This window comes from Bacteroides sp. FSHCM14E1, assembly GCF_019633785.1.
GTDB classification, from domain to species: domain Bacteria; phylum Bacteroidota; class Bacteroidia; order Bacteroidales; family Bacteroidaceae; genus Bacteroides; species Bacteroides hominis.
This window is the reverse complement of the sequence record NZ_JADKYL010000001.1, coordinates 230,979-255,502: the sequence shown is the minus strand read 5'-3', so window position 1 is coordinate 255,502 and position 24,524 is coordinate 230,979. Positions and strand designations below refer to the sequence as shown.

Here is a 24,524-nt window from a genome sequence, read left to right as displayed (position 1 = left end):
AAATAAAATGGTGCAGACTTATTTTTAGAAATATAGTCTGCACCATTTTTATCTACTTGAATAGTCTGATTCTCAAACGATCCACCCAAACTGCTGAAGCCTTATTTTTTCAGTGGAATAGAAAAATAGAAAGTTGAGCCTTCACCCTTAACAGAAGTAAACCACAACTTACCTCCATTCTTCACTACGAAATCCTGACACAACAGCAATCCAAGTCCCGAACCTTCTTCATTATTAGTCCCGAAAGTACTGAAGTGCGTATCAGTGTGCAATAGTTTCTTCTGACTTTCTTCATCAATACCACATCCGCTATCCTTCACACTAACGATTGACATTCCATCCATATCTTCTACTTTTATGAGGATCTCAGAACCTTCATTACTGAATTTGATAGCATTGCTTATTAAATTGCGTATAACTGTTTTTATCATATCAATATCAGCATATACAGCCTGATGTTCCGGTGCTTCAATACGCAAATGAATATTCTTCAAACCGGCCACCATTGAGAAAATCTCTCCAACTCCCTCCACAACTTCAACCATGTCAATATCCTGATATACAACTTTAAGTTTACCTATCTGACTTTTTGTCCACTTCAACAAGTTGTCCAACAGAGAAAATACATCTTCAGTAGTCTGATTAGCCATGGTCAGCAGTTCGTACATGTCTTCACCTATTTTTTCTTTGGGCAAACTCAAGATCAGCATATTAAGTACCATCTTAATAGATCCCATAGGCGAACGAAGATCATGAGCTATAACCGAATAGAGCTTATCACGCCCGATAATAGTCTTTTTAAGCTCCTCCGTTTTAGCTTCAATAATACGTTTGGCTGCTACTAAAGAAATTTGGTGTGTGACACGAATAATCAACTCTTCCTTATTAAAAGGTTTAGATATAAAGTCATTGCCACCTACCTGAAAACCTTTCACTATATCGGCAGTGCTATTCAGTGCTGTCAAAAAGATAATTGGAATATGAGCTGCTTCGGGATCAGCCTTTAATTTCTGAGAGACTTCAAAACCGCTCATGTCCGGCATCATCACATCCAACAATATCAAATCCGGATTCTCTTTTTTCACTTGATCCAGTGCCTGGGTTCCATTACAGGCTGTCACTATGTTAAACTTCTCATTGGTCAACAATACTTTCAGCAAAAGGACATTTGACATTACATCGTCTACAATGAGAATTTTATATTCCGAGGGATTAATTTCCATATTCATCTTTATGTAGCTTTAATCTTGAGTTCTTATTTTATTATAACGTGTACTTCTTTTTAAAATAATCAATCATACGATCCAGACCTTCATCCAACAAAATTGTAGGCTGCCATCCCAGCTTTTCCTGTGCCAAACTGATATCAGGCTTACGCTGTTGAGGATCGTCATGAGGCAAAGGTTTGAAAGTTATCTTTGACTTCGACCCGGTTTTCCGGATAATCATCTCTGCCAACTGAAGCATGGAAAATTCATTGGGATTACCAAGATTTATAGGTCCCGTAAAATCATCATCCGTATTCATCATCCGAATCATACCTTCGACCAAGTCATCTATATACTGAAAGCTACGGGTTTGCTCACCGGTCCCATAGATAGTTATATCATCGTTCTTCAACGCCTGAATGACGAAATTAGAAACCACTCTCCCATCATGGGGCAGCATCCGTGGACCGTATGTATTGAAAATACGAACAATTTTAATACGTACGTTATTCTGGCGGTGATAATCCATAAAAAGGGTCTCAGAGCAGCGTTTCCCTTCATCATAACAAGAACGGATACCTATCGGATTGACATTTCCCCAATAAGATTCCGGTTGCGGATGTACCTCCGGATCACCATAAACTTCACTGGTCGAAGCCTGCAGAATTTTAGCATTAAGCCTTCTGGCTAATCCTAACATATTGATAGCTCCCATCACCGATGTTTTAATGGTCTGAATAGCGTCGTACTGATAATGTATGGGAGAAGCCGGACAGGCAAGATTGTATATTTCGTCTACTTCAGCACTATATGGGAATGTTATATCATGACGTACCACTTCAAAATGGTGATTATCCATTAAATGGATAATATTTTCTTTTGATCCGGTAAAAAAATTATCCAGACAAATGACGTCGTGTCCCTCGTTGATTAGCCGAGTACAGAGATGTGAGCCAATAAACCCGGCACCTCCGCTAACTAAGATTCTTTTCATGTAATTATTTTATAATGACAGAGGGCAAACGTGCGCCCTCTATCATTTAGATCTGCACAAATGTAAACGATTTGATTAAAATATGCAAGTTTTCCGAACACATATTTTTAATAAAAAGCCGCCAATTCTAAAAATTCATTTATACTCCGAACGTGCTGCGCCAGCTTTCAAATTCCGCTTTTTTTTCTTCCGGAATGCTGATTTCCATTTCATCTGCTCGACCCGTCTGTACCAATGTGTGTTCAACAAACTTCTCAATCATGGCATTACTCAGCATAACACACTTCAGTACAATCTCATATGCATGATAAATACGATCAAAAGCATTGAACTGCGAATACAAAAAACAAAGATGACGCGCCGAATTATCGTGTGCACTCCAACAATCTCCTTCCTTATACAAAAAAATACGGCTTTTATTGTCTATTTCTCTAAATAATACTTTTTCTAAATCCATAATAATCATTTTTAGGGGTTTAACATAAAAACGGAACTTCCGACTCGGTGTATACAAAGCTACATCAGGATCAGAAGATATTCGTGACCGATAGAATGTTTCTGTTTCAGAAATGCTTTCTCTCTATCTACATTAAGCGGTATCAACTCACTTATTATGCAAATAGAGGCTGCAAATGAAAAAATAGTTGCGAATACCGAAACAAGCCAGGGTGCAAATATGTTAAACAAAGAAACAAAGGCTATGATAATAAACGAATTAAATACAGGCTTAATAGAAGCCGCAAAAGAAAAAGTTCCGGCCGGAGCCAATCTGGCAAATACATTGATGGATATCTTATATATAGGTAAAGAAGCTATTTATCGCCGCCTGCGTGGAGAAGTACCATTTACACTGGCAGAAGCTGCTGTCATTTCAAGAAAATTAGGAATATCGCTCGACAAAATGATTGGTGTGAGTTTCAGCAATAACGCAGTATTCGATCTTAATGTAGTACACCATAGTAACACATTCGAGACTTACCATGACATCCTCACAAGATATGTCAATGCATTCGACAGTATCCGTGAAGACCCTACAACAGAAATGGCAACGTCATCGAATATTTTGCCTCAGGCACTATATCTCAAGCATGATATTCTTTCGAAATTCCGTTTGTTTAAGTGGATGTATCAGAACGAAAATATCAGATGTAAACACTTTGACGAACTGGAGATTCCACACAAAATATATGATGCCCAAAAAGACTTCGTCAACATGACACAGCAGATGAGAACTACAGATTACATCTGGGATAATACCGTTTTTGAACATGTTGTGAGAGACATACAGTTCTTCTCGGAAATCCATCTGATATCTGAAGAAGATAAAGAAATGATAAAAGATGATTTACTACTTCTGACGGAAGAATTGGAGGAACTCGCCGGGAAAGGTAAATACGAAACCGGCAATGATGTACGCATCTATATTTCGAATATTAAGTTCGACGCCACTTACAGTTATGTGGCAACCAGCAACAGTCACATCAGCATGATACGTATATATTCTATTAATGCCATTACTACCCAGGATGACGGCATGTTCCGCAGTTTGAAAGAATGGGTGCAGTCACTCAAGAAATTCTCAACACAAATATCCGAAAGCGGAGAGATGCAACGTATACGCTTCTTTAAAGAACAGCGTGAAATAATAAACACCCTGTAACTTTCTTAAAACGAAAAACGAAACAATTGGGGAGAATAGTGACAATTATCGAAAACAGGTGGCATTGCCATCTGTTTTTTTTCATTCCCAACCTGTCTTTCCGACAATTATTTCCCAATCAGAAATACCCTCTTTTTTCCACACATGATATGCCACACAAAAGTTCGGGTTACTTACTCTATATTTGTATATGCCACAAGCTATTACAATTATTACAATATTATTAATCAATAACCCAAATGGCAGTTATGAAAAATTATATCGTTAACGAGCTTATTGCAGCAATGAAAGAACGGATTCCCCGGGGAATAAATCTGGCTAACTATCTGACAGATGCGCTATGCATGGGAAAAGAAGCTGTATACCGAAGATTACGGGGAGAAGTAGCCTTCACTTTCGACGAGGTTGCACTGGTTTCATGTAAACTGGGGATATCAATCGACCAGATTATTGGGAACCACCAGTCAAACCGGGTGACTTTCGACCTGAACTTGCTGCATTCACCCGATCCCCTGGAGAGTTATTATGAAATTATAGAGCGTTATCTTCGCATCTTCAATTATGTAAAGGACGACAGTAGTACGAAGATATATACGGCTTCCAATGTGATCCCTTTTACTCTTTATTCTTCGTATGAATACCTATCGAAGTTCCGTTTATGCAGATGGATTTATCAGAACGGGAAAATACGTACTCCTAACAACTTGTCGGGTATGCAAATACCCGTCAAAGCGGTAAATGCCCACAAGTTATTGAGTGAAGCAGTTAAGGCGTGCAGAAAGACTTGTTTCATATGGGATAGTAACGTATTCTACTCGTTCGTGAAAGAAATGAAATACTTTGCCGGATTAAATCTGATCTCGGAAACAGACCTGATGCATTTAAAAAACGAACTGGTACTGTTGCTGCATGAATTGGAACAAATATCCGCAAAAGGAGAATTCGGTAACGGAAACAAAGTGGCCATTTACTTATCGAATATCGACTTTGAGGCAACCTATAGCTATATAGAAAAGAAAGATTTCCAGATCAGTCTCCTCCGGGTATATTCCATTAATTCGATGGATTCTCAGAGCCCACGAATTTGCGGGATACAAAAAGATTGGATACAATCGTTAAAAAGACACTCTACACTGATCTCAGAGAGCGGAGAGGCACAAAGAATCAGCTTTCTTGAACAGCAAAAAAGTTTTATCGACACATTATAAGCTTACCCGACGAAGATATGCATAAAAAAGATGGCTACGCCCTTTAGTATATAGGGTGTAGCCATCCCGACGTTTGGGTGTAGCCATCCGCCCCAGATGGCTATACCCTCCCACCTAAACTCCATCGACCTCTTGTTTCCGAATCAACCAACCGTTGATCTGCACGTCCACACTAATATAGTTTCCATTGCTATCCATGCCCTTAAAGAACAAAATGATACCATGCTTATCAGCACGATCCAGATATTCCTGCAGAGGTAAATCAGAATATTGCTGAAGCCTCAACGCGTTGAGATACTTATTCAGAGAGATGTCAAGAATCACATTGCCCGATGGCTTATGTGTAATAACCAATCTGTTTTCTTTGTCAGTCATCAGTCGCAATGTGTTCAGTTCGGCTATAGCTCCGGTTTCAGAATTGTTTTCGGTATGGTAAGTAGTATATTCTACTTTCTCGTCCGTTTCATCTCCCAAAAGCCCGTTTTCATGATCGTACCTTCCATTGGGTGAAACGATCCGAAAATCATAATCATCCACATCAATGTTGCTATCATCAAGCATTTGCATGATAATGCGAAATTTTTTCGTATTTTTCAGCAACGAGACAGTAGTGACATCATTATTATATTGCGGAGACACTTCTGCCTGCTTGCCATGCCATAGCAGATGGAGTTCCCTGTCGACCACTCCCCCACCACTCCGGGTTTTCAAGTTATTGACGCTGACCTCCAGATCCGCCAGTGTAGATACTCCGGGAGTGAGTGCAACCTTATCATACGACTCGCCGTACAATCCGGACCAAGCAACAAAAATATACTTCTTGCCTGCCATGGATTGAGGTAAAGTCATCAGATAATCCGGTGCAAAAGCACCGGATTTTTCTTCAAGTTCTGTCACAAATACGCCTTTTTCATCGAATACATACAAGTTCATCTTGGTTGCCTGCTTATGAAACAGGTCTATGTATTCCAGGTTGTAGTCGTATACAAAGCGGACATAAGAATTGCAATCTTCATCCATCCCGTCTCTGACGCAGGAAGCACATAGCAGAAGGCAGCAACATGCAACCTGTATGTATCCGATAAATCTGTTCATAGCTACTTCAGTTTAGTTTAAATAAGAAAGAATTTATAAAAGTTCCTCTACATTCTGATTACGGATATACCACCGCATAATGTTGACATCTGCCGAGATCCAAGAGGTATCTTCATCATCCGGATCTGTTCCCGGAGGATTGATCACCGGCTGTCCCGGACCAATAATCTTATTGATGCTAAGTTGGTAAACGTTATTACGCACTACGCCATAACGTCCATATCCCATCAGTACGGGTACCATATTATTGGAGAAATGGCGAATCAGGACAGTATAATAGCACACTCCTTCATAGTAGAAATTAAGGCCACCCACCGAAAATGAAGCCGTAGGCGAGTTAAACGCATTCGGATTCCATGCCAGTACATCGTTGATAGCCTGTTCCAATCCGGCGTCACGCAATTCCTGAGGAATCAGGTTCCTGTCATTCACCATGTCTCTCATGGCTTCTACTCTGATAGCATTACCTTTGAAATAGTAGAAGCTGATGCCACCACTGTTACGAGTTGCCACCGATCCAAAGCCATTCGGTGTATAAGTACCACTGATCACTACGCGGGTAGTAACGTCATGGCGCTGTTCAACAGCTTCCATTGTATTTTCCAGAGTATAATCATAATCATCAAAATCCTTCGTCAACTCCGGAGTTCCGGACAGGTATTCAAATTGCCCGGCAGGATTTCCACCATTCCATGCACTGAATCCGGTAAAGTTCGGGTCCTCGGCATATCGTTCTTCCCTGTATCCGCTATTGAGCTGTTCCATTTCGCCCGGCACACCACCCGAATTAGCGATAAAAGTCATTTTACGCATCCAATAAGTATACTGGTTGGTTACATCCAGCCCCCATTTCAAATTATCAATCCGGTCTCCGTGCGGCACTACTTCAGGCACCCCACTAACAACCACTTTTGCTACTGCACGCTCTACTTCTACCCTCACCGGATTTTCCTCAGCCATCCGCTGATTATCCTTCAGCTCTACTTCAGGAACAAAAATAAGATCCTGATGATTGGTCATATAAAAGTTATTGTCTGCGGCAATACCATAAGGCTGTATCAACGACTCTTTTGTCATGTTGGCAGCACGTGATAAATAACTTCTGGGATTTCCTTGTTCGGTTATTTCCAGTAATTCGCCGGGAGGATTGATCAGAATAAGCAATTCATAGTCCTGCTTCACCACTTCACGCCCCACCGTCACAAAACGGCTCACTGTAGGAGTAGCCGAAGGCACGTCTTCTCCTCTGACTACATCTCCTCCGGTAAATTCATTCACTCCATCAGTAGATACATTCAGGTCCCAAGAGTATCGCACCGTATTATTCTTGGTTTCATACAGCACCATGCGTACATGATTTACCACCTGTTCTTCTGTACGTCCCGAGGTTGTCGGGTCGACTGCCACCCGGGTACCGGCCAACGAACCGGTAGATAAGCGCATGGAGAGAAACGCTTTCTCCGTTGGTTCCGGCACTTCTTTACCGGGACTGCCGCCAGGGTCAAAATTCTCTTCATCGCTACAAGATACCATCATCATCATTCCGGCTCCGATTGCGAGGCCGAACATTAGTTTTTTCCATTCTACTTTCATAGTTCTACAATTGTTTAATTAATAAATACATTTATTGGTCACTCCTGGGTTTTTAGCCAAGCCGCTAACTGCCCCATATTGTATACTGCCGTTTGTATACCGGCATTTATTGCTTTCTCCAGATATTCTCCTCCTTTCCCATATTCCTGTTTCATCAGGTAGGCCACTCCTAAATTATTCCACGCTTCGGGCATATCCAGCTTTTGGAGACGAATAATAGCAGCATCTACAGCACCCTTCTCCAATTCGAGTGCCGCCGTATTAAGCTGTGCTATCGGATCATCGGGATAAATACGAGCAGCTATGTCGAACACTTCTTTAAACTCCTTGCTATCCTTGGGATAGGTATCGGCTACAAGAAACATCTCATTCAGACTGAGATACCGGGGTTTTGTTTTAATCAGTTCTTTTGCTTCATCTACATTGAAAGCACGTGCCACATAGGCAATGGTATATTCGTTACGACGCAAAGGCGGATAATAGTCTTGCAATAGCATTCGGTAGGTAACGCCCCCATTCAAAGCCTGCAACCGATTCTTTCGCTGGGTAATATCAGTCTCCCCATCGATAAGAGCGAGTATAACCTCTTTATCATTCAGGCGAGAAGCTGCGACTTCATTACGCAGACCTGTCCAGTCTTCTCCCTTCCAATCAACGGTTAACAAAGACCTGTCAACTCCCCCACGATTCCGCAAATAACCGACCAACGCCAATGCCCGATTTTCCGACAACTTCATGTTACGATTGTAATTGCCCTCAGGTGATGCATAGCCTGTAACCTTAAATTCCGTTACAGTCAGGTTGGAGTCATTATGTATCTCATGGACAATCCGATCTACTTCAGCAAGTACATTGGCATTATTCTTATAATTGCGTAACAAAACGTGTTTATCTACTTCGAAATTCAGACGGGCCGTATGCGTCTCGCTACGTTGCTTCAACGGTTCCACCGGTGGAGTTACATAGCTCAATTCATACCGGGGCGTAAACACCTCGTCAAATACCGATGTCATGACAATATGCTCATCCCGCCCGACAGCACAATCGGCACAACCGGTCACTTTTTCATGGAAAACAAATCTTGACTGCCGCATCCATTCATCATATGGTAACCTGAGATGGATATCCACCATCTGGGGCATTCCGTTTTTCCGTTTTTCGACAAGCATAGGAAGCGTATCAAAATCAGCAGAGCCAAAAGCCAAAGCTCGTTTCAGGGCCCGATATCGCTTGGGTCCGGCAATCACTACAGGAGCAAACTGTTTCTGTTCCCCGCCTCCGGCAGATTGCAGAATCGGTGTAAGTACAACCATTTGCTGACTACCCAACTTCACGGTTTCCAAATCAAGGGATACATCCAGATTCAACTCCCCTCCCTTCCGGACTACATGATGCTGTCCAAAAACGATATGACCTTGATAAGTATTTTGCGCTTGAATGCCCATGCTATAAAGAACAAAACCCAATATCAGAAAATAAAACCTTTTCATATCTTTCATTTTTAAAAAATTCAACTTAGCGAATAAAATAGACTAAAGAGACAGCTGCTTTAGTAGGACCTACATAATTTTTATGTCCACTCTTTATTTTAGGGCTACAGTTCACACAACGATATTTATCGTATACCCAATGAGCATATCCCACTCCGACCGAGGCTTCCAGGTTCCAACGCTTACTCAGCACCCACTGATGTCCCACACTGACGCCTCCTCCATAGAAATACCCTTCATAACGATGATCTTTGAGTGAAGGAAACATCTTAAAAGGCAAATGGATACCGGCCACGCTAAATTCACCCCCATGCAGGTGTAATCCCCAAAAGGTTCCATTGAAACGTTCGCAGGTCCAGTAACGAAATTCCGGCTGTACCAGCCAATGCTTGAAACGCTTGTTCCCCCCCAACGTAAACGGATTGTAACCGCCATACAGGTCGAGTGTGGTTTTCTTGCCCAGCCCTATCTCCAATGCCAGATTCGGTGTAGTGGTAGCATCATACAGAAGGTTGTTTTTCAGAGCGACATGCTGTGCACTTATGGCTACTGAAATCGATATTGCGGCTCCAAACAGAATTAGCTTTTTCATACTCGTTTCTTCTATTATATATACTGACTAAAAAACTTGCTCAAAATGAACATGACAAATATCGCGGAATTGTATCATTCCGGGAATTGTATTCATTTCTCTTATAGAAGAAAAAAGAATAATAAAAATTCTAATAATGAGGCTTTAATGAAATGAAGTTGCTAAATGTAAAAAAGGGAGGGGAAAGTTCTGCGTAGTTTCGCTTTCCGCAAATAAAACAGCAGTATGTTGCGATCCGGGCAAAAAGAAGGGGCAAAAAAACAGGCATAGATTCTACACAGAATATGCCCGCCAACGATGGGATATATACTTGTAAAATCTATGCCTGAAAGACTAATTTAACGGGCAGGCTTCTTATCGACATTTCCTGGCTGGTCCTCTTCAGGAATACTAAAGTCGCGGTTGGCAAACAGATCAGCCAGACCCGATATTTGCTTTAAGCGCAACAACTCATCCCGATCCATACCAATATTCTTCATTATCCATTGGTCGGACATGCCTGCTTTATCCAGTTCGGCAACAATGTGACACATCAATTCTATATTGTGTGTACCCCGGGCACGATTATGGCGGATAGTGGAACTCATACGATTGGAAAGATCTTTGTCGATCACCACTACAGGCAACATCCCATTTTCTCTCTGAAAGATACGTTTGGAGGTCTTCAGCACAGAATAACGATGGAAACCATCGACAAGGATATAAATATCCTTCTCCTTATCATAATAACAAACGCAAGGCATAGTGAACCCATCCTCCCAGATAGAAAGTTCAAGGAGCTTCATTTCCGGAGGAGCCACTATATTGGGATTGTAATCATTGGCCTGTACTTTTTCAACCGGAACCGCAATTACATTATATACCGGACTTTTCTTTATACTCATTGCAATATGTTTTTATATTGTTCGATTACTTGATTTCGTTTACTCATCTCCTCTTTCGTCGGAGAGAATCCCATATACTTGCAAGCATGATCATTTTTCAAGATACAGATACACATACGCTTGTAAGTGGGAATTTCCCTGAATTCCGGAATATCGACATCATCCTGATATTCCATACGAACCGGTTTCTTGTTCGTTTTATAGTTGGAGCTATCCATAACGATAATAGGCACTTTTGCCGCATTCAGTCTACGAATTGTTTCGTCACTCAGACATCCTCCTTTTGTACGCCAAAACTGAACGCTGACCTGCAACTTACGAAGATATCCGTTTCGGGTTCGATCGGGTAAAGTGGAAAGCAGGAAATACATAAATTCCCGCCAGGTATATCCTTCCGGAAGTTTGATGGACTGCCATCCCATCGCATGAGTTCCTCCATACATACTCGTAAAATTGACCCCATTGACACGGCCTATCATTTTCCCCCATGTATTCGGATCAATAGCACGATAAAGTGCCAGGCTCTCTTGCGCCTCACCTATGAACGGACTGGCTACACGCTGACGCTCCAGATTAACTCCTGCCCAGTAATAATAATCATATAGTTTATTGTAATCCCACTTAAATTTCCCGTTAGCTGTCCATACATCCGTTGTCTTCCAGTCATATATAGGGTACGCATTAAAGATGTCGTTTCCCACCTTTGAGGTCCATCGATAGCGATGATACATCTGATATTTACGATTGAGATAGATACAACGCCAACGATTGAAACTTTCTTGTGTACGGATACCAATCAGGCAACAAGTACGCACGGCATCCTTTTTAGTATGCAGCCAAGAGGCAAAACGCATCTGGAACTCATAGTCCCACATCTGTATATTATAAAAAGGAAAGTCTTCCTTCGTCATGGCATTCTCAGGCATCGGACGTACCCACAATTCCTTTTTGCTGTCCTCCCACGGACGCCAGAAAGACTGATACATGGATGTACAGGTTGCTACCCGGAACGGTACACAGACACGATATACTTCCAGAATATCCTTATTTTCCTCCAACATACGGGCAATGTAATCAATTGTCATTTTATATTGTATCTCATAATCCATATGGAAAACCCCGAGTTTTATTTTCAGGTTATTCTTACGGATATAATCAATACATAAACTCAATAACACCCCGCTGTCTTTACCTCCCGAAAAGGAAAGATAGACATTATCAAACTCATTGAAAATGATACGCAAACGTTCCTGCGCTAACTCATATACATTTTTAGGGGTAGTTGCTGTTTTAATCATCATTCATCTTTTTGCATTTTTACATAACGTTTCCATGCCTTATCTACTATAAACCCATGTTTTTCAAACACTGCCTGATGCTCGACCATGACAACGGCACACAACCGTACTTCCGAGCCGATTGCCTCCAAGGTGGTGGTAATTAATAAAGAGAGTGTTTCACGGTTATCATCACAGACATAATAGTTATTGATAACACAACCGCTTCTCCTCCGCTCCACCGGCATGAAGCCAACAACAGACTTTTTATCTACAGCAATGAACCACACATAGTGTTCAGTCGTTTTAAAAGGATAATTATTATTTGCACTCAAAACATCCGGATTCATCACTAACGGAGCTATAAGTTGGTATAAGCGTTTTTCTGTTCCTTGCACTTGTATTGTTTGTATCATGGTATCAAAGCCCTTTTGGTATATAATCTATGCAAATCGCAAAAATAGATAAAAAATGAAAGCAAAATGCAGATATAACTATAAAAAACCAAAAAGAAAAAAGATGGCACGATTATAAAACATTGTGTCTTTTTAATATAAAACTTCCCGCTTTCCTTTTTTGTTCTTATATAATTATTAAAATAAGAAATAGCTTGACTATGAAATTATTACATATAAAACGACACACCACTTGCCTCAATTATGTATCTGATTACAACATATGCTTTATTCACCAAAGACTCTTTTCAGGAGGCGATTTTAAAGTAGATAATCATCATCACTCGTGCATTTTATTTCTTTTAAAAGGAGAACTCCTGACATCTTGCAGTGAGTTCCACAATCAACAAGTTGCTGAAGGAAACATGATTCTCTTTCCCCAAAACGACCCGAATAAAAGCAAGAGCATGACAGAGACAGAATTTGTATTGCTATTCTTTGACAACCAGATAAATCTTTATAATAAGACGTCTATCGAATCGCTTACCATTCACTCTGAATACGAAAATACTTATTTCTACTCCTTACCTATCTATCCCCCATTGCGACATGTGTTGGACAGTATTTGCTACTATCTAAAACAGAAGGTTCAGTGTAGCCATATACACGAATTAAAACAAAAAGAGGTATTCATGGCATTCGGAACATTCTACAACCAGACAGAAATGGCACATTTCCTGATGCCTATCATAGGACGAGATCTAAACTTCAAGAGTTTCGTACTCGCAAATTACAGACAAGTACGAAACATCAAACAGTTTGCACAACTATATCATTGCTCCGAGCGCTCTTTCAACCGTAAATTTAAAAGTTGTTTTCATGATACTCCCTATAATTGGATTCTCACCCAAAAAACACGCCACATCAAAGGGCAATTAGCCAATCGCGATATACCCATCAGTGAGATAGCCCGAACTTTTCACTTTGCCTCACCCTCACATTTCACCACCTATTGCAAAAAAAAGCTTGGAATCACTCCAAGTGAATTCAGAGAAAAAATTGCAGAATAAGAAGTCCTGACCCGAAAAATGGAAAAAATAGAATTTGTATTGCGACGGGAACAAAATAACAGAAATGGCATTTATCTGAACTACGTCAACGGCTACTGGTATACTTATGAATGGTCGGCTTTCTTGTTATGCATGCTCTTCCCGGAAATCGAAGTAAGAAAACTCTTTGGAGTGCAGCCTGAAGAGAGTTACGCCATAGCACGAGTAAAAAAAACAATTATAAAAAAGCTTGAAAAGAAATATCCGACATCCGTGATGGATGACTCTATCAAAATTTTGCTTCCTCCTTTCAACGAAGATGAAAATATCTTCCTGAATTGGAAAGCATTACTCCCTCCGTAAAATCGACTATCACAGCATCTCACTAAGAAAGGCACTGCAGAACCATATATTGAATATTCAAATATTAGGTGGAAAATTCTTATTTTATAGTTAGTCCCCCCTTATAAATCATTTATCGATATTTAATACGGTTGTATGTTTAATTTCACTCAAAACAAATGAACTCTGCATTTTAATGATACCGTGTACCTTAGTCAGTTTCTCAAAAACAAATTGATTATAAGCATCCAAATCTTTTAAAACTACTTTAATGAAGAAGTCGTAAATACCACCGGTAGAATAACATTCCATGATTTCATCTATATTCTTTATCTCTTCTTGAAAACGTTTAATATGTTCGTCATCATGAACTGCCAGAGAGACATTACAAAAGACAATTAACGGCAGTCCTATCTTCTTATTATCTACCAAAGCAACATACCCTTTTATATAGCCATCATTTTCCAGCCGTTTGATGCGTTCGTATATCGGAGTTTTGGAAATATGAAGCTTCTCGGAAAGCTCCTTAGTGTTTACCTTAGCGTCTTTCTGTAATACCTGAAGTATTTCAATGTCGGTTTTGTCTAATTGCCCCATAGTCTTTTTTCCTATTTTAAATGGTTTAAGTTCTCCTTTTCAGGAAAATAGAATAGAAAAACAAGCGAATATAGGAATAATATCGTATTTTAAGCCGACATATAGGAAAATAATCCATTATAGATAACTTTGCAAGCACAAAAGCAATATAAATATATGGAAACAAAGAATCTTTCAAGTGCCACACACAAATGTGTTTTAGTGATTGATAACGCCCAACCTACGGGCATAGTAGCTAACATTGCCAGTGTCTTGTCCATGACACTTGGGTGTAAAGTCAATAACATTGTGAGTCATGATGTATACGATAAACAAGGCGAAAAACATTTAGGCATAACCCAACTCCCAATTCCTATACTTGGAGCTTCGCAAGAAAAGATAAAAGAAATCCGTAAGCTCTTCAATTCTTTAAAAATAGAAGAGCTGGTATTAGTCGATTTTTCTACTATTGCTCAACAATCTAAAACTTATGATGAATACGAACGGGAAATGTATAGTGCCAATGAAGCAGACCTGCACTACATTGGCATTGGAATTTGTGCCGAGAAGAAAATTATAAATAAAGTAACCGGCTGTTTAAGCCTGATCAGATAAAATGTATAAAAATAAGAATATACTATACCCTATTATCGCTCTATTGACGGTTGTTATACAGGGTACCATTTTTGTCTCTGCCAAAGTATTAATCAATGAAAGATTACCACTGGTAGAGATTCTATTATGCCGTTTTATTTTAGCTTATTCATGTATATGGATAATATCACACGGAAAACTTTGGGCTAATTGCCCGAAGGATGAATTACTTCTTTTCCTTACGGGATTATGCGGAGGTTCTCTGTATTTTATTGCAGAGAACACAGTTTTGGGAATAACACCAGCTTCCAATTTATGCCCGGAACATTGCAACACAACAGAAAGAATCAGAATCATTTGAAAAAAACGAAATAGTCCAAACTATTTGGCATATTCTACTATGCCATAAAAAACAATCGTTATATTTGCTTACGAAACAGGCATCCAATTTGGATATACGTTCGTTGGTCGATGTTGAAACATTCGAAGGAATATTGAATTTTCAATACAAATTAAATCTTAAAACATTATATAAAGATTACATAAAAGCTATTGAATATTATCTAAACCATGACGAATTCCTGAATAAATAAAAGTTGAACTTATGAGAAAGCGATTGTATTCACTTGTCGTACCATTGATATTGGTAGCATGCAGTCAAAAAGTTGAATTGGGTAGTACCGGAATGTATCCGAACTATCAAGTTGGTGAAATGGTTAGTCTTATTCCGGTGGACTCCCTGACTTATGGAGATGTGATTGCATATTATTCATATATACCCGGCTTTCAGGAGAGGGCATTTAAACGAATTGTCGGACTTCCTGGTGACACTATCCGTTTTCAGGATCAGCAATGTATCATTAACGGCAAGAAGTGCGAATGGGAATTTATACGAAAGCTTTTCTATGAAGATGATGAATGTGAAGAGTATTGTGAACGTCTGCCCAACGGCATAAAGGTAAATATCTGTAAAAGCGTTGTACCCATAGATTCGACAACGGCTACCACGTCTGCGATTGTTGTTCCGGCGGGCAGCTACTTCGTTGCAGGGGATTACAGAAGTGGCTCAATTGACAGCCGTTCGCAAGGATGCATAGCTGCGGATTCAATTATCGGGAAAAGTGCAAAAAGAAAATGAATATCTGAGGATATCCCCGATTTATCATACCACAAAACAATGAATAGCAAGAACTTCAAATAGGTTAAAGTTGATATCACTCAAACGCAACGAATTTTTTGTATACCTAAAGCCCATTGTTCAACGATACAGATGAACTAAAAGAGGGTGTGTCGAAACTCACCACAGAGGACACAGAGTAACATAGAGTGATTTTTAAGTTATTGATTATCAACATTCTTATTCTGTGATAATCTGTGTAATCTGTGGTAAAAAGAGTTTTGACACAGCCCCGGATATATACAGCTCCTATTAAAACATGGAACATTTACTATTTCGCTTCTCTTCCGCTTTGATCCGGGTTTCGCTCTATATAGTATTTGATTCTTTCAGACCAGGGTTTATCTTCAAGTGGAAACACATTAGAGCGTTCCGCCCATTTATTCCACTTAGCCTCCAGCTTTTTCACTTCTTTCGGATATTGAGCGGACAGATCTTTTGTTTCAAATGGATCCGTCTTTAAATCAATTAGTTCCCATGGTTCATTCTGGCTGCCACGTACCAGTTTCCAATGATCGGAAATAATAGCGCAGGAACTTTGGTGTTCAAAGTATAATTCTCTGGGCTTTATTTTTTTCCCATTGATTGAAGGAAGTAAGCTTTTACCTGGCAAATTATCTTTGAAATCCGAAGGGTAAGTGGCTGTGGCAGGATCTATACAAGTAGGCAGTATATCAATAATATGAGCCGGTTGTCTGCAAATCTGACCTCTCATCTTATTTTTTTCAGCATCTCCATAGGATAAGATAAAAGGTGTACTTGTACCTCCCTGAAAACATTGTGACTTATAACTTCTATAAGGGGTGTTACTCAAGTCAGCCATAAGCTGTCCCAAATATCCGCCTTCTTTTGTTGCGCCATTATCACTTAAAAAGATAAATACGGTATTATCCAGCATCCCTTTTTGCCTGATTGTTTCCACCAATTCACCAATTCCGCTATCCACGATTTCAATCATAGCAGCATAAGTAGCCATATCGGTAATCCATTGTTCCTGTTGTTTTCGTGTGAGTGTTTCCCAAGAAGGACGTTTTCCACCAAACTCTTTTTGGAAGACGGGATAATCCATTTCGTCCGGAATGAACTTCAACTTCTTTAATCTGTCGAAACGTTGCTTGCGCAGCACGTCATATCCCACCTTATACCGATTTATGCATTTACCCACGCGATCAGCAGGAGCCTGAAGAGGCAAGTGAGGAGCATAATGAGCCACGTACATAAACATTGGTTTGCCTGCAGGATGTTGTTTGACAAAACTTACTGCCGAATCGGTGATGGCAGTGGTGTAATAATAATCATCGGGGAATTCTGTAATTCGGGTCAGATTACTGTATACGGGAGTCGGTTTATAATAATTCCCTCCTCCGCTCAGGCAACCGTAATATTTGTCAAAACCTCTCTGGGCCGGATAGCTGCCGTTAGGAGCATCAAAAGCTCCATCTACTGTAACGTGCCATTTGCCGCTCATATAAGTGCTGTAACCATTCGCCTTCATCACTTCGGCAATAGTAGGGATGTTTTTCGTAATCTGTCCTCTGTATCCGGGGCGATGTTCATCTACTGCCGTCATCCATCCCATGCCCGCCTCATGCTGGTAGTGCCCTGTCAGCAAAGCAGCACGGCTGGGGCAACTTCTTCCTGTATTCTTGAACAGGCTGAAGCGAACACCGTTTTCTGCAAGACTGTCGATGTTTGGGGTCTGGATTTCACTTCCGTAACAACCCAGGTCGGAAAAGCCCATGTCGTCACATAAAATCAATACAATGTTAGGAGGAGTATTTGTCTGGGCCTTTATACAGGTAAGCCCGACTCCTAACAAGAATGAAGTATACAATACTCTGTTCATATGATTATAATTTAAAATTGAAATAAATATGTGTTTATTCTATCCACAGCAAGCCGGGGTGATTATTCAAAGTCACTCTGCTGTTTTTCTACCTCTTTTAGTTTCAGGCGGCTTAATTCCTGTTGCAGATCAAGGACACGCTTTTTACAATCAGAAGAGACAGTAATTGCTTTTTCGTTGTTACGCCCGTCTGTTGATTGGGCTTGTGCCAGTTCCTCTTTGTCCGCTATCAGAGTATGCTCTGAAGGAAAAGTGGAAATAATCAATTCTGCCGGAACGGGAGTCTGTTTGCCTTGCCATACCACCGATGCGCGAATTTTGATTTCTCCGGGTGTAGTAGTTGACCTTACCAGCACCGGGGCAGTTCCCCAAAGTACCGGACGGGGATTGGTAAATGTCGCTTCATCGGCAACGAGCTGCCCCTGTCCTTCAATCTCAAATTTGACTTCGTAGTTATTCAAACGTTTGATATTCCCGTTTTCATCTGCGATGGCGGCTATGATTGTCACTATGTCTGAACCGTCCGCTTTCATCTGTACTTTCTCATCGTCCGCCCAAAGCAATAATTTCACGGGACGACGGGCAGGCGTTACTTTATGTGTCACAACCACCTTTCCGTTCATTATTCCTTCCGCCAGGAGATAAGAATCCGCCTGTTTGTTTTGTCGTGCCAACTTTTTGTCGTGCATGACATCAAAGACATCCTTAAACATGATAACCGGTGAAGGCATTCCGGCTTCATTCGCCGACTTATGGTAAGTATATCGCTTGCCTCCCTTACAATAGGTAAGGCGAACTTCATCGCAGTTGCTATATACTGTCACATCTTTTGGGGAGAAAGGAGTCATCGCATTGGCTATGTAAACCATCGGTCCGTTATCGGCTATCAGTTCTTTGTTGGGTTCGGCAGGACGCTGGGAACAGAACATATAATAAGATAGCTTGGGTTGCCGGAAAGCATCCATGATTCCCCCGTAGAACGGATCGGGATGATAGCCTCTCTGGTGGTCGAAGGAGTGCCAGAAGCAACCGCCTATATGTTGTCTGGGAGTCCTGTACAGTATATCATAACTTGTAAGCCGATAATCATTCTTAGCATATCCCTGTGCCTGAATCAGCATAGGCACTTCTCCCCAGCTGCGGTTGACCCGGCTCGGTGAGTTATGAGAGTTCCAGTCGTCCACATTATCTCCCCATTCGCGGGTGAAATAACTGATTTTAGGGTCTAAATCTTTGGAATTAAAGGCTCCGCCGCCACCGTTTATCGGGTGGGTAAATTGGACGGGGAAATATTCATGTCCGCGTGCCGTCGCATCACATCCGGCATAACAATACGGATATGGATATTCTTCTTTGAGAACATCTACTACCTTCTTGGCGAAATCCGCTGGATACCAGGTTTCATTCAGGACCGGTTCCCACATCCATACGCAAGGATGATTACGGTCCCGGCGAATCATATTGCGGATATCACTGAATACTCTCCGGGCAAAGATCGGCTTGTCATTCCAAAACTGCCACCCCGGTGTATTGACAATCACAAAGAGTCCTAATTCATCGCAAGCATCCATAAATGCCGGATCTTGCGGATAATGGGCATTCCGGATAACACGTAATCCAGCATCACGCAACTTTTTCGCATCGCGCCAATGCAGACTGTTGGGCAGGGCATTGCCTATTACAGCATAATCCTGATGACGATTGGCTCCTATCAGAGGATACGGATACGGCTTTCCATTCAACCAGAAGCCATCTTTTCCCTTGAATTCAATGCTGCGGATACCAATACGGCGGCAATATCCGTCAATGATGTTATCGGCTTTGTCTTTCACATAAATGTGCAGTTTGTAAAGGTAGGGAGTGTCGGGTGACCAGAGGTGAGGCTTTTCGACAGTTGCTTTACAGGAAAACTGTCTGGCAATCCCGTTACTCACTGACAAGCCGGTTTCTTTGGTAAGAATGCATTTGTTATCTTGATCATAGAGTTCATACGTTATTTTTCCGCCAAAAGATTTTCCGGAGTTGTTGCGTATATGGGTGTCCAATTTCAACTGTGCAGACAACTCGGACACTTTGTCGAAGGAGACAAACAGCCCACCTCCGGCAGCCTCGTCTTCATAATTGGGATCGGTAATAAATACCTGGTTGTGGACTATCATCCAGCAGTCGCGGTAAATTCCTCCAAAATAAGCAAAATCCAATGCGTCCTGTGGTTTTCCGGGAGGATAATCGGGATCATCACCATTGTCCGCCCATACGGCAATTACATTATCTTCTCCGTATTTCAGGTATGGAGTGACATCAACGATTACAGGCAGATAACCACCGAAATGTTCCTTCAGCAACTTTCCGTTCACCCATATTCTGGACTTTCCCATAATAGCTTCGAAATGGAGGAATTGCCGTTTGCCCCTCCAACACGGTTCGGGAGTAAAATGTTTCCGATACCAGACCTCACCCTGATAATTGACGCATCCGCTGGCCTCAGTGGGGAGATACTCTATGCCATCCGGCAATGATACGATATTCCAGGCCTTGTCATTGAATCCCGGCCGTTCCGCTCCTTCGATATTTCCTTTATGAAGTCTCCAGGCGGGATTCATACTATACACCGCACGTCCTGTGTTGGGAAGTGAATAAAAGCCGGCAGTGGAATAAGATGGCTGGTAGCCGTCTGCATAAATACCTGTTGCTTCGGTCAACATCAGACAGATAAGCACAATTTTCCAAAAGATTAAAGAAAATCTCATAATTCTTCTATTTTACTAAATTAGGTATTTTTCTGTATATCAACGATAGACTATTTTACTTTCTCATAGAACTTCATCCGGCCAAGGTACTAATTTTCCAGTACTTTTAAATCTCGGACGCTGAGCTTTATTCTTTCTTAAATATTTACCTAATTCATCAGATAACCTTTTCACTATACCGGGATGACTTTGTACGAGATTCTGTTTTTCTGAAAGATCATTGGCTATGTTGAAGAGTTCTTTCTTTTGCGTACCATAGTAGTAGATCAACTTCCAGTCGCCTTTACGGATAGTACAACTGGCTCCGAACCCGGGCCCTTCTTCCCTCCATCCATTGGGGAAATTCCAGAAAAGGGCCCGATTTTTAGAGGTATCCTTTTTACCGGTCAGCAACGGGATAAAGCTGATTCCATCCACACGCTGTACCGTATGGTAACGTTTGATTTTTGCCATTCCAAGAATAGTAGGAAAAAAATCCTCTATAATTACATATTTGTCACATTCAGTCTGCGGTTGAGTTACACCAGGCCAATAGACCATCATCGGTTCGCGGATTCCCCCTTCATGGGCCGATCCTTTTCCACTACTGAGCGGAGCATTTTGTACATACAAAGGCGTGTGCCAGTAAGGCTCCGACGCCAGTCCTCCATTATCCGACATAAAAAGTATGATTGTATTATCCATCAGGTCATTCTTTTCCAGATTATCCATCAGATCCCCAAGGCTTTTGTCCATTCCTTCAATGAGTCCCGCATAAGCAGCATCATTATCTGATAGTCCTTTCTCCTTATACTTCTTATAAAACCGCTTATCTTTTTCCAGTGGCACATGAATGGCATAATGTGCCATGTACAGGAAAAACGGTTGGTTTTCCTGCTTCACTTTATCGAGTGCCCTGACCGCTTCCAAGGTAAGTGCCTCAGTCAGAAAAATATCTTTCCCGCGATACTCTTCAAGGCCGGGAGTAGCAAATTTCGATGGTGCATGGCCTTCATAGGCATTTCCGAAATGTGTAAGTCCCTGATAAGTGCCGGGAGCCCCGGGAGCTCCACCGGCAATATTAACATCAAACCCCATATTCAGCGGATTTTCACCAGGTGTTGAACGTGCGGCAAAATGTGCTTTACCACAATGTATGGTATAATATCCATTGTCTTTTAATAACTGTGCCAGCGAAGTCGCATAGGTACAATGCTCAATCTTGTCCTGTTGACAGAATCCGTTTACATTCCATTGTGGATAGATGAGTTTGTCACTTGGAGCATCATTGGAAGCATTTCTCTCCAGGGTCCAATTGGTGACTTTGTGGCAGGTACTGTTCATACCTGTGAATAAGCTTACTCGACTGGGCGAACTGATGCTATTGGCATATGCCTGTGTGAACTTCATACCTTTCCGGGCAAGACGTTCCATGTTGGGTGTCTCGTAACGTTCATTAAAAGGTGTCTTCTGATTCCAAAAAGGTACGGAAGTATCCTGCCACCCCATATCATCTACCAGAAAAAGAAGGATATTGGGACGCTTGTCCACTTTTATGCCTCCTGCATACATATTACCCGCAAGACATAACAAAAATAAGGAAGCAATTCTTTCCATTTTTAGTTTGTTGTTAAAGAAGAAGTATTGCAAAAGCCTTCTCCCCCCACTATTTTTTCTCAGGAAGAAAGAGTGGCTACCCAAAGAGCGGTGTTAGGAATATACAATAGTGGCAATTGGTATTTTTACCTACCACCCAGGCTCTTGCAATAACTTCTTTCAAATTGAAATTCTATATGTTTTACTTTACACCAATCGGTCCTTCATTAGCTACAGTAGGCCATCCCGGATTCTGGTAAATAACAGAAGTACTGGGATCATTAGGATCTGAAGCAGTGATTCTGAAATGCGTAATAGCAATCGGATTCAGATAATGTGCTTCACACCAGGAGTATCCGGCATCATACATCAGATTATTTGTTTTAGTAGCCCGATAAGGACATAGATACTTACCACTACTGGCATAGCTTGAAACATTAGAATCCGGTTCGCCTTCCTGTACCAAAAGATTCTTCCCGTCCTTCATATACATATCCTTCAAATCGGATTCCCACAGATTGACACCTTCAATAATGTAACCCTTAACCTGATCCAAGGCTCTCCACCGTTTTAAGTCCATCATACGAAGACCTTCCGCCATGAGTTCGCAACGCCGTTCACGACGTATATTATACAATAAAGAAGAAACTTCTTTTCCTGCCGAATATACCGCCCAGTCTCTCTCTCTGGAAAGGTCCGTATTATTCACTGTCACCGTATAATCTCTCGGCAACCCGGCCCTTTCGCGAAGATCCCCCCAGTAGCCGGCCGCTTCTGAACCGATAGATGTACCGTTATGTTCCATACAATCGGCTTCAATATAATTCAGATACGCCTCGGCTACACGATATACCGGACAACCTTCGATCGCTGTATTGCCATCACGATACCAATGATCGGAAAGCCCTTTGCGAACCTGATAGCCCGTCACACATTTTAATTCTGTTATATCCAAAAGATTCGGAGCTTCCGGTAGTAAATCGGGAGTACCATTCATGATAGTCGGGCTGAGTGTTTCACCAGGAGTCATCATGAAAAGTTGCAGACGCAAATCTCTGTTTTTACGTACATTCCGTAATGCCCCATCCCCTTTATATTCATCGCTTGCATAGATCGGCTTGCCGTCACGACAAAGGAAGCTCTCCACATAATTCCGCGTATATCCTGTATTTCCTCCCACTCGAATATAATAAGGAGCCGAATGCATGATTTTATACTCAAGGAGATTGTATTGACGCCACATTAATATTTCTGAATATCCTTCCAGGTTATCTGCGGAAAATTGGGCAAAATAAGGATTGCTCATTTTATATACGTCTTCATCTGTCTTAACTATTTCATCCGTACAGTCTTTTGCTGTATTCTGTACCAAAGCCGCATTCCCGATTACTTCCTTAGCTGCGGCCTTAGCCTCCTTCAGAAAAAATGCAATTTCTGTATCGATATTAAAACCCGTTATATCCTCCGCCTTTCCCGGCCACCCCGGGCCACCCGGAACTAAAGCCGTACCTTTATGATATGTCAGCCAGGAGGCTTCAAATAAGGCAGCTCTCGATTTCAATAATAAAGCCGCATTTTTGGTTATACGATTCTTTCCACCTGTAATATTATTGCTCAGCATACCGATGGCATTATCCAAATCTTGCAAAATAAAACGAGCGACTTTGTAGCGGGGCTCCCGTTTACTGGCTGCAACTAAAGCCTCGCTTTCGTCCGGCAATGTTTTTGTTATGATAGGAAAATCACCGAAGGTCTGTAATTTAGATAAATAATTTTTAGCACGTAAAAAATACATTTCGCCAATATAATGTTTGATATTGACTTCCGTACCTTCTATTTCTCCTTTTTCAAAACGGGGTATCACTGTTTCAAGAAAATAATTTGCTTCACGAATAGGCCCAAAATACCAAGGGTCATTATTACTGGGATCACTGTAAGCTTCCGGCACTTTCCATTGACCGGGAATCCACTTATTATCATAACTGGTAGCAGCCTGATTATCGGTTGCATTATCATTTCTCCAAATACCTGCATTGTATCCGCCGTGAGTCGTGAAATTGTAGTGCTTTACAGCATAGGCAGCCAAGTCACTTTCATTGAAGAAGAAGTTGTCCGGAGTCACACTATCCAAAGGTTCCTTATCCAAGAAATCATTGCAAGAAGAAAGAATAAAACTTCCTCCTGCCAACAAAAACAAATATTGAATTATCTTTTTCATA

General features: G+C 41.2%; 21 protein-coding genes. 6 read left to right on the top strand and 15 right to left on the bottom strand.

Annotated features, from left to right (window positions below):
- Positions 1-101: 101 nt before the first annotated feature.
- The 3 genes from ISX59_RS01120 to ISX59_RS01110 all read right to left on the bottom strand — a co-directional run bounded on the left by ISX59_RS01120 (position 102) and on the right by ISX59_RS01110 (position 2,659).
- Positions 102-1,229 carry a response regulator gene (locus tag ISX59_RS01120; protein ID WP_005805597.1) on the bottom strand — a complete coding sequence of 376 codons (1,128 nt, stop codon included), beginning with the start codon at positions 1,227-1,229 and terminating at the stop codon, positions 102-104.
- A 34-nt stretch (positions 1,230-1,263) separates the two neighbouring features.
- Positions 1,264-2,202 (bottom strand): UDP-glucuronic acid decarboxylase family protein, encoded by a 939-nt coding sequence (locus tag ISX59_RS01115; RefSeq protein ID WP_005777113.1) that lies wholly within the window; start codon positions 2,200-2,202, stop codon positions 1,264-1,266.
- A 139-nt stretch (positions 2,203-2,341) separates the two neighbouring features.
- Positions 2,342-2,659, bottom strand: a complete 318-nt coding sequence (locus ISX59_RS01110; RefSeq protein ID WP_005805595.1) for a hypothetical protein — start codon at positions 2,657-2,659, stop codon at positions 2,342-2,344.
- Positions 2,660-2,902: 243 nt separating this feature from the next.
- Here ISX59_RS01110 and ISX59_RS01105 point away from each other — a divergent pair, with 243 nt between their 5' ends.
- Entirely contained in the window at positions 2,903-3,862 is a 960-nt protein-coding gene (locus tag ISX59_RS01105; RefSeq protein WP_032537476.1) for a hypothetical protein, read from the top strand.
- 248 nt (positions 3,863-4,110) lie between these two features.
- On the top strand, positions 4,111-5,070 hold the full coding sequence (locus ISX59_RS01100) for a hypothetical protein (RefSeq protein WP_032530214.1): 960 nt from the start codon (positions 4,111-4,113) through the stop codon (positions 5,068-5,070).
- Between the two features lie 114 nt (positions 5,071-5,184).
- Here the strand turns inward: ISX59_RS01100 and ISX59_RS01095 are convergent, their stop codons facing one another.
- From ISX59_RS01095 to ISX59_RS01065, 7 genes are all read right to left on the bottom strand, one after another.
- Positions 5,185-6,165, bottom strand: a complete 981-nt coding sequence (locus tag ISX59_RS01095; RefSeq protein WP_186992561.1) for a FimB/Mfa2 family fimbrial subunit — start codon at positions 6,163-6,165, stop codon at positions 5,185-5,187.
- A 33-nt stretch (positions 6,166-6,198) separates the two neighbouring features.
- Positions 6,199-7,758, bottom strand: coding sequence for an Mfa1 family fimbria major subunit (locus ISX59_RS01090; RefSeq protein ID WP_005805588.1), 1,560 nt, complete (start codon positions 7,756-7,758; stop codon positions 6,199-6,201).
- A 38-nt stretch (positions 7,759-7,796) separates the two neighbouring features.
- Positions 7,797-9,248, bottom strand: coding sequence for a DUF3868 domain-containing protein (locus tag ISX59_RS01085; RefSeq protein WP_032539359.1), 1,452 nt, complete (start codon positions 9,246-9,248; stop codon positions 7,797-7,799).
- A 25-nt stretch (positions 9,249-9,273) separates the two neighbouring features.
- Complete coding sequence (locus tag ISX59_RS01080; RefSeq protein ID WP_032539360.1) at positions 9,274-9,840, bottom strand: DUF3575 domain-containing protein; 567 nt, start codon at positions 9,838-9,840, stop codon at positions 9,274-9,276.
- A gap of 338 nt (positions 9,841-10,178) precedes the next feature.
- Entirely contained in the window at positions 10,179-10,724 is a 546-nt protein-coding gene (locus ISX59_RS01075) for a ParB/RepB/Spo0J family partition protein (protein WP_005777096.1), read from the bottom strand.
- The gene (locus ISX59_RS01070; protein WP_005777093.1) at positions 10,721-12,025 is read right to left on the bottom strand and encodes a DUF3440 domain-containing protein; all 1,305 of its coding nucleotides are present in this window, start codon (positions 12,023-12,025) and stop codon (positions 10,721-10,723) included. Before ISX59_RS01070 ends, ISX59_RS01075 begins: the two co-directional genes overlap by 4 nt.
- Positions 12,022-12,417: a hypothetical protein gene (locus tag ISX59_RS01065; protein WP_032539361.1), complete on the bottom strand. Its 396-nt coding sequence runs from the start codon at positions 12,415-12,417 to the stop codon at positions 12,022-12,024. Before ISX59_RS01065 ends, ISX59_RS01070 begins: the two co-directional genes overlap by 4 nt.
- A gap of 200 nt (positions 12,418-12,617) precedes the next feature.
- On the opposite strand from ISX59_RS01065, the gene ISX59_RS01060 reads away from it, so the two are divergent.
- Together ISX59_RS01060 and ISX59_RS01055 are read left to right on the top strand one after the other, a co-directional pair.
- Positions 12,618-13,466, top strand: coding sequence for a helix-turn-helix transcriptional regulator (locus ISX59_RS01060; RefSeq protein ID WP_005805577.1), 849 nt, complete (start codon positions 12,618-12,620; stop codon positions 13,464-13,466).
- An 18-nt stretch (positions 13,467-13,484) separates the two neighbouring features.
- Positions 13,485-13,808 (top strand): hypothetical protein, encoded by a 324-nt coding sequence (locus ISX59_RS01055; RefSeq protein WP_005777089.1) that lies wholly within the window; start codon positions 13,485-13,487, stop codon positions 13,806-13,808.
- Positions 13,809-13,916: 108 nt separating this feature from the next.
- Here ISX59_RS01055 and ISX59_RS01050 read toward each other — a convergent pair whose 3' ends face one another.
- Complete coding sequence (locus ISX59_RS01050) at positions 13,917-14,384, bottom strand: Lrp/AsnC family transcriptional regulator (RefSeq protein ID WP_005777087.1); 468 nt, start codon at positions 14,382-14,384, stop codon at positions 13,917-13,919.
- Between the two features lie 156 nt (positions 14,385-14,540).
- On the opposite strand from ISX59_RS01050, the gene ISX59_RS01045 reads away from it, so the two are divergent.
- Positions 14,541-14,978, top strand: a complete 438-nt coding sequence (locus tag ISX59_RS01045; RefSeq protein WP_005805572.1) for a DUF2000 domain-containing protein — start codon at positions 14,541-14,543, stop codon at positions 14,976-14,978.
- Between the two features lie 583 nt (positions 14,979-15,561).
- On the top strand, positions 15,562-16,095 hold the full coding sequence (gene lepB, locus ISX59_RS01040; RefSeq protein ID WP_032539362.1) for a signal peptidase I: 534 nt from the start codon (positions 15,562-15,564) through the stop codon (positions 16,093-16,095).
- A 310-nt stretch (positions 16,096-16,405) separates the two neighbouring features.
- On the opposite strand, the gene ISX59_RS01035 is transcribed toward lepB, so the two are convergent.
- The 4 genes from ISX59_RS01035 to ISX59_RS01020 all read right to left on the bottom strand — a co-directional run bounded on the left by ISX59_RS01035 (position 16,406) and on the right by ISX59_RS01020 (position 24,523).
- Positions 16,406-17,980 carry an arylsulfatase gene (locus tag ISX59_RS01035; protein WP_220575560.1) on the bottom strand — a complete coding sequence of 525 codons (1,575 nt, stop codon included), beginning with the start codon at positions 17,978-17,980 and terminating at the stop codon, positions 16,406-16,408.
- Between the two features lie 62 nt (positions 17,981-18,042).
- Entirely contained in the window at positions 18,043-20,730 is a 2,688-nt protein-coding gene (locus ISX59_RS01030; protein WP_032539365.1) for a glycoside hydrolase family 2 TIM barrel-domain containing protein, read from the bottom strand.
- Between the two features lie 63 nt (positions 20,731-20,793).
- Entirely contained in the window at positions 20,794-22,281 is a 1,488-nt protein-coding gene (locus ISX59_RS01025) for a sulfatase (protein ID WP_233481294.1), read from the bottom strand.
- A gap of 226 nt (positions 22,282-22,507) precedes the next feature.
- Positions 22,508-24,523 (bottom strand): RagB/SusD family nutrient uptake outer membrane protein, encoded by a 2,016-nt coding sequence (locus ISX59_RS01020; RefSeq protein ID WP_032539367.1) that lies wholly within the window; start codon positions 24,521-24,523, stop codon positions 22,508-22,510.
- Position 24,524 lies beyond the last annotated feature (1 nt).